4 protein-coding genes and 1 pseudogene are annotated in these 6868 nt (G+C 46.5%); 1 reads left to right on the forward strand and 4 read right to left on the reverse strand.

What is annotated here, in order from left to right; genetic code table 11:
• Window positions 1-171: 171 nt before the first annotated feature.
• Window positions 172-453, forward strand: a pseudogene (locus EWV68_RS05935) (IS1634 family transposase); the annotation flags it as partial.
• Between the two features lie 592 nt (window positions 454-1045).
• On the opposite strand, the gene gltB reads toward EWV68_RS05935, so the two are convergent.
• The 4 genes from gltB to EWV68_RS05955 all read right to left on the reverse strand — a co-directional run bounded on the left by gltB (window position 1046) and on the right by EWV68_RS05955 (window position 6707).
• Entirely contained in the window at window positions 1046-5620 is a 4575-nt protein-coding gene (gltB, locus tag EWV68_RS05940) for a glutamate synthase large subunit (RefSeq protein WP_287169150.1), read from the reverse strand.
• Window positions 5621-5829: 209 nt separating this feature from the next.
• The gene (locus EWV68_RS05945; protein ID WP_012264318.1) at window positions 5830-6177 is read right to left on the reverse strand and encodes a DUF5615 family PIN-like protein; all 348 of its coding nucleotides are present in this window, start codon (window positions 6175-6177) and stop codon (window positions 5830-5832) included.
• Complete coding sequence (locus EWV68_RS05950; protein WP_016515500.1) at window positions 6174-6455, reverse strand: DUF433 domain-containing protein; 282 nt, start codon at window positions 6453-6455, stop codon at window positions 6174-6176. The genes EWV68_RS05945 and EWV68_RS05950 overlap by 4 nt, the downstream gene beginning before the upstream one ends.
• A gap of 54 nt (window positions 6456-6509) precedes the next feature.
• Window positions 6510-6707, reverse strand: coding sequence for a hypothetical protein (locus EWV68_RS05955; protein WP_287169152.1), 198 nt, complete (start codon window positions 6705-6707; stop codon window positions 6510-6512).
• Window positions 6708-6868: the final 161 nt, after the last annotated feature.

Consider the following 6868-nt stretch of genomic DNA (forward strand, 5'->3'; position numbering starts at 1 on the left):
GAAAACAAACGATAGAAACAATAATGGGAGGGACTTTCAGTTAATTATTTATTAGTAGTTGATAATCTTCAAAAATGTTGCTGTACAAGGATCGACTTAAGACTTTTGCAAGAGGTCTTATGTTATCTTGGCATCTTGTCTGTTGATTTAGCATAAAGGGTAACGAAGAGCCTGTTATTTGAGGATGAAGAAATTGATGATAGTTCTCTGAATGTGATTAAAGCGAGTCGCAGTGAATCCGCTCAGTCTAAAGAGAGAAAAAAACGGAATCAAGAGAACTTTCCTGTGCATAGCTTTCGGACTTTGTTGGAAGACCTGGGGACAATTTGCTTGAATACAGTGGAATGTACGATTAGGGAGGGAAGTTATCGTTTTTCTAAGATAACTCGACCGACTCAACTGCAACAAAAAGCGTTAGATTTATTGGGAGTTTCCCTGATTTGTACCCAGTAACCGGGTGCTGGAAATTCTCTTAATCCCTCCTACAGCATAGGTTATGGCCTTTTGTCAACGGGGAAGTCCAGATATACAGTATTTCTAATTTTTGTTCTTTGAAAAAATTTAAAATTGGAATACGTTGAGGTTCTAAACAACCATATTCTCCCTTGACAACAATTGAAAAACCTGTAATACATTTATCTTTGCTGTCTTGAACAAATTTAATTGGATTTACTGTAATTTCTATAAAATTATCCTTGATTTGGCGACTGTTACAATCTATAGCGTTTCCTGTTCGCAAGAGGTACATTATCGATGTTGAAAAGCTTAATCAGCAAAGGTTTAACAGTGCCACACAGGTGCGAGAAACGCTATATTTGTGGTGTTCCCTTCCAAAATGAATCATTCGAGGCGAGAAGATAGACTAAATTATCAGGAGTTTTGATATGAGATTGATTAGAAGTGTAAAATGCAGAAATTTCAAAGGTGAGAAAATTGTTTTGTGTGTCCATTGGAATGACAGGAGTTAGGTCTATAAACAACATCTAACCTCTATTTTAACTTGTCTATTGAAAAAAAGAGGGCTTATTCAGCCCCCCATTAAACTCTAACTACCGCCAATCCTTGCCACATCGCGGGCGTTGGCTTCAAAAGCCGCATCGAGGGCAGAATCGCCGGTTAAACCGGAATCTAACGCCTCTTTAATACACTGCAACATCCGCTTATAATCCTTGGGCATTACCTTAACAAACTTGGGCAACATTTCCGACCAATTTGCTAAAACCAGGGACGCTTTTTGACTTTGGGTGTAATCAGCATGGCGTTGAATTAACTCGCGTAAATCGTCGATTTCTTCCGCTTCTAGCGCCTCTAAAGCCACCATTTGGGTATTGCAACGAGTGGCGAAATCCCCCGACTCATCGAGGACGTAGGCGACACCACCACTCATCCCGGCGGCGAAATTGCGACCGGTGGGCCCTAAAACAACGACTTTACCCCCAGTCATATACTCGCAAGCATGGTCGCCAACGGACTCAACCACCGTAGTCACCCCAGAGTTACGCACCCCAAAACGTTCCCCAGCAACCCCAGAAATATACACCTCACCACTGGTCGCGCCGTATAAAGCCACATTACCGATGATAATATTCTCCTCGGCCACAAAAGTGGAACCTTTGGGCGGATAAACGATGATTTTGCCACCGCTTAAACCCTTACCCACATAATCATTAGCATCCCCTTCTAACTCCAGTGTCACCCCTTTGGGAACAAAAGCACCGAAACTCTGCCCCGCGCTGCCCTGAAAATGGAGATGTACGGTATCTTCGGGTAAACCCTCCCAGTGACGTTTAGTGATTTCGTTGCCTAAAATCGTCCCCACCACGCGGTTAATATTTTTAATCGGTAGTGTCGCCTTGACTTTTTCGCCTTTTTCAATGGCATCTTTGCATAAATCCAGTAAAACGGTTATATCCAAGCACTTATCTAAACCGTGGTCCTGGGGAATCTGACAATAGCGTCCTACCTCTGGAGCTACCTCCGGTTGATAGAGAATCGGAGTTAGGTCAATTCCTTTCGCTTTCCAATGTTCTACAGCCTGTTTTGGCTCTAATACATCAGTTCGCCCCACCATTTCATTTAAGGTGCGGAATCCCAATTCGGCCATAATTTCCCGCACTTCCTGGGCGATAAATTTCATGAAATTCACCGTATATTCAGGATCCCCGATGAAATTCTTCCGTAATAACGGATCCTGGGTCGCTACCCCCGCCGGACAGGTATTAAGATGACAAACCCGCATCATAATACAGCCTAGAGTTACCAGTGGCGCGGTCGAAAAACCGAATTCTTCGGCCCCCAATAGGGCCGCCACCACCACATCGCGGCCGGTTTTCATCTGGCCATCGGTTTCCACCGCAATGCGACTGCGAAGATTATTTAACACCAATGTTTGATGGGTTTCTGCTAGTCCCAACTCCCAGGGTAAACCCGCGTGTTTAATCGAGGTTTGGGGTGAGGCACCGGTCCCACCATCGAAACCAGAGATTAAAACCACGTCGGCGTGAGCTTTAGCGACTCCGGCGGCGATTGTGCCAACTCCCACCTCAGAAACCAGTTTTACGCTCACTCTGGCCGCACGATTGGCATTTTTTAGGTCATGAATCAACTCCGCTAGGTCTTCAATGGAGTAGATGTCGTGGTGGGGTGGGGGAGAAATTAAACCAACTCCGGGGGTGGAGTGACGGACTTTGGCAATCCAAGGATAGACTTTTTTACCAGGTAATTGACCGCCTTCGCCAGGTTTTGCCCCCTGGGCCATTTTTATCTGCAATTCTCGCGCTTGGGAAAGGTAAAGACTGGTGACACCAAAACGGCCGGAAGCCACCTGTTTAATGGCACTATTTTTCGAGTCTCCCCGTTCATTTGTCCAAGTGTAGCGCTCGGAATCTTCGCCCCCTTCCCCGGTGTTCGACTTGCCACCGATACGATTCATGGCAATAGCGAGGGATTCGTGGGCCTCTTTGGAAATAGACCCGTAACTCATGGCCCCGGTTTTAAAGCGTTTCATAATCGCTTCAATCGGTTCCACTTCTTCGATGGGGATACTTTCCCGGTTTTTAAAGGTTAATAGTCCCCGCAGGGTGAAGAATTTTTGATTTTGTTGGTTGACCAGTTGGGAATACTGCTTAAAGAGGTCGTATTTGCCCAATTTTACCGCTTGTTGCAGGGTGTGAATGGTTTCTGGGCTAAAAAGATGGGCTTCCCCGTCCTTACGCCATTGATATTCACCGCCAATATCGAGGGTATGCACATTAACATCCCGGTCGGGGAAAGCGTGGCCATGTCTGAGTAGGGATTCTTTGGCAATAATTGCTAAATCGGCCCCTTCAATGCGGGAAGCTGTCCAAGTAAAATAGCGATCGACTACCGATCGATTTAAGCCAATAGCCTCGAATATTTGCGCCCCACGGTAGCTTTGCAGGGTAGAAATGCCAATTTTAGAGGCCACTTTAATTACGCCCTTGGTGGCGGCTTTTATGTAGTTTTTACAGGCGGTCTGGTGGTCAACTCCTACCAATAAACCCTCCTCGATCATACTGCCGAGGGTGGCAAAGGCTAGATAGGGATTAATCGCACCGCAACCATAACCGAGTAAAAGGGCGTAGTGATGCACTTCCCGGGGTTCGCCGGATTCCAGGACAAGACCGACTCTGGTACGGGTTCCCTGCCGGATGAGGTGATGGTGTAAACCAGCAACCGCCAGCAGTGAGGGAATCGGGGCGTGATTTTTATCGATACCTCGATCGCTTAAAATAATAATGCTCGCGCCCGCTAAAATTGCCTCGTCCACCTCTTGACAAATTGCCTCAATTGTGCTACGCATCCCCTCGACTCCCGAAGTGGGATCGAAGAGAATGGAAATAGTCACGGTTTTAAATTCGCTATTGCCCTGTAAACGCGCTAATTGGGCGTTAGTGAGGATGGGAGAGTTAAGTTTAATCAGGTGACAGCTTTCTGGCTGCGGATCCAAGAGATTTCTCTCCGCGCCGATAGTGGTGATGGGAGAGGTGATAATTTCTTCGCGAATCGAGTCAATCGGGGGGTTAGTGACTTGGGCGAATAACTGCTGAAAGTAATCATAAAGCAGTTTTGGCCGATCGGACAAGACGGCTAGGGGTGTATCGGAACCCATGGAACCCACTGCTTCCACTCCATCCCGGCCCATGGGGGCTAATAAAAGACGTAATTCCTCAAAAGTGTAACCGAAAGCGGTTTGCTGTTGAATTAGGGAAACAGCAGTTTCCGGTGGCGCAGTTTCAACGGCCGGTAAATCGTCCAAATTGACTAAATTTTCGTTTAACCACTGGCGATAGGGTTTAGCGTTGGCAATAGCTTCTTTTATCTCCTCATCGGCCACGATGCGACCTTCTTTCATATCCACAAGGAACATCCGGCCGGGTTGCAGACGACCTTTAAAAGCGACGCGTTCCGGTTCAATGGGTAAAACTCCCGCTTCCGATGCCATGATTACTAGGTCATCTTTGGTGACGTAGTAACGGGAAGGACGTAAACCATTGCGGTCTAACACTGCTCCCATCATCGTACCATCGGTAAAAGCGATCGAGGCCGGACCATCCCAGGGTTCCATCAAACAGGAATGGTATTCATAAAAAGCTTTTTTCTCATCACTCATCGATTCGTGGGCCGCCCAGGGTTCAGGAATCATCATCATGACAGCGTGAGGGAGAGAACGCCCCGATAAAACCATTAATTCTAGGGCATTATCAAAAATTAAGGAGTCACTACCCTCGATATTAATAACCGGCTGGATTTTTTTGATGTCTTCCCCGAATAAGGGTGAGGCAAACATCGACTGACGGGCGTGCATCCAGTTAATATTACCTCGCAGGGTATTAATTTCGCCATTGTGGGCAATATAACGGTAAGGGTGGGCGCGTTCCCAACTGGGGAAGGTATTGGTACTAAAACGGGAATGGACTAATCCTAAAGCACTTTGAAAGTCGGGGTCGTGTAAATCGGGAAAATAGTCACCCACCTGTACCGGCATTAATTGCCCTTTATAGACAATGGTACGACTAGAAATACTGCAAGGATACCAGTAACGATTAAAAGATTGACGACTGAGGTGGGAACGTTTGCGAATAACGTATAATTTGCGTTCAAAGGCCAGATCATCGCTTAAATTGGCATCGCGTTCGATGAAAACCTGTTCGATAAAGGGTTCGGTAGATTTGGCCGAATTGCCTAAACTGGAGTTATCCGTGGGAACATCACGCCAACCGAGAACTTTTAACCCCTCTTCGGCGGCGATTTTCTCGAATTCCTGCCGACCTTTCCCGCGAATTTCGGCATCAGGGGCCGTGTAAAGCATTCCTACCCCGTATTGTCCCGCTGCCGGTAAGGTAAAACCTAGATTACTGGTCACTTTCCGGAAAAATAGGTCGGGGATTTGGCACAAAATACCCGCCCCATCTCCGGTATTTTTTTCCGCACCGCACGCGCCACGGTGATCGAGGTTTAGTAAAATTGTTAAGGCTTGTTCAACAATATCGTGGGACTTTTTACCCGTTTTATGAACGATAAAACCGACACCACAAGCATCATGTTCAAATCGGGGATCGTATAGTCCTTGTTTCCGTGGAGTTTGATTGTTATTCATCTTGTCTAATAGCCTAGCAGTCTGGAAGGGAATGGCCTAGAGGGTGAGCCAGAGTAGCGATTCTAGGTATATCAATTTTGTATCCAGACTGGACCTTCGGTCTTATATCTTAAGGAAATGTTTCGATGTGACAAGGGTTCCTTTACACCGAATCCAACTTCCGACCATTCTAGAACCTAAAAATGGGTCACGGCGATTTTTCTTGGCGATTAAATATATCGAACTTGGTTTCGCATTTCGTCCGCAGTCACTCGATCAAGAATAACCAGTAAACGGGTTGCGATCTCTCGCGGAGGGCGACGGACGGCGAAAATCACCCCGTAATGGGTTCGATTGGCATCGAAGTAATCGCGAACCAGTTCTTCAAAATCGGTTCGGTTGTGAGTGACTAAGGTTCTCCCCTGACTCACCGCGTGAGCGAGTTGTGCTTTATCTGTGGCGTTAAGTTGTCCCGCATCCCTCGCAGTAATCGCGTCAAACCCCCTCGCTCTCAACAACTCGGCGATTAAAACGTTAACATCTTCATCTAGATAGAGACGGATAAAGAGATTATTCACGAATTTTTTAGCAGCGGATCGATTAAGTCGTCGGGAACGCGGTTATGCTCGATATAAGCGTTAATTTCCTCTAGATGGTCGCTGTAATAGGTCAACGCACTGAAGACCTGACTTAACGTCAGATGGGGCATTCCTAGGGGTATTTCTTCGGGAGCGACCCCCAGACGCCAAGTTTCGACGATGGCGCGGACGGGTGTACGGGTTCCTTTGATAATTGGTTCCCCGTGTAAAATCTCGTCGTCTCGAACGATATAGAGATATTCGGTCGCTTGAACCATCGCGGTTTTCTGGAGTGGATATCGTTTAGTTTATCGTATCGATCGAACCCCCGACTATTCCCCATAAATATCGGTTCGGTTACTTCCGCCACCCGATCTCACTTGCGGCGATTGTTTCGCTCTTTCTCGCCATTTTTTTGAATTTTCTGTAATTACCTCGCCCATCGATCGGGCTTTTTCCGCCGCATCCCGCGCCATTTCCAGAATTTCCTCTAGTTCCCGTTCATTTAGTCCTGTTTCTTTTCCTTCCATCACCGTAAACCCTGCAAACGATTTTGGCTCTTCGGGAATTGCTATGCAAATAATTAACTTAAAATAAAATTCGATGAGAGCGCCTACGCTCAAAAGTAGCTGAAATCCATACAGGGAAGGACTTAAGGCACAAACAGGTTAATACCAAAAGATAGACAATT

Source organism: Microcystis sp. M_QC_C_20170808_M9Col, assembly GCF_007095495.1.
GTDB classification, from domain to species: domain Bacteria; phylum Cyanobacteriota; class Cyanobacteriia; order Cyanobacteriales; family Microcystaceae; genus Microcystis; species Microcystis aeruginosa.

Excerpts from the sequence above, each read along its gene's own strand:
- EWV68_RS05950 (WP_016515500.1), bottom strand. The coding sequence starts at position 6,455 with ATGGTTCAAGCGACCGAATATCTCTATATCGTTCGAGACGACGAGATT.
- EWV68_RS05955 (WP_287169152.1), bottom strand. The coding sequence starts at position 6,707 with ATGGAAGGAAAAGAAACAGGACTAAATGAACGGGAACTAGAGGAAATT.
- gltB (WP_287169150.1), bottom strand. The coding sequence starts at position 5,620 with ATGAATAACAATCAAACTCCACGGAAACAAGGACTATACGATCCCCGA.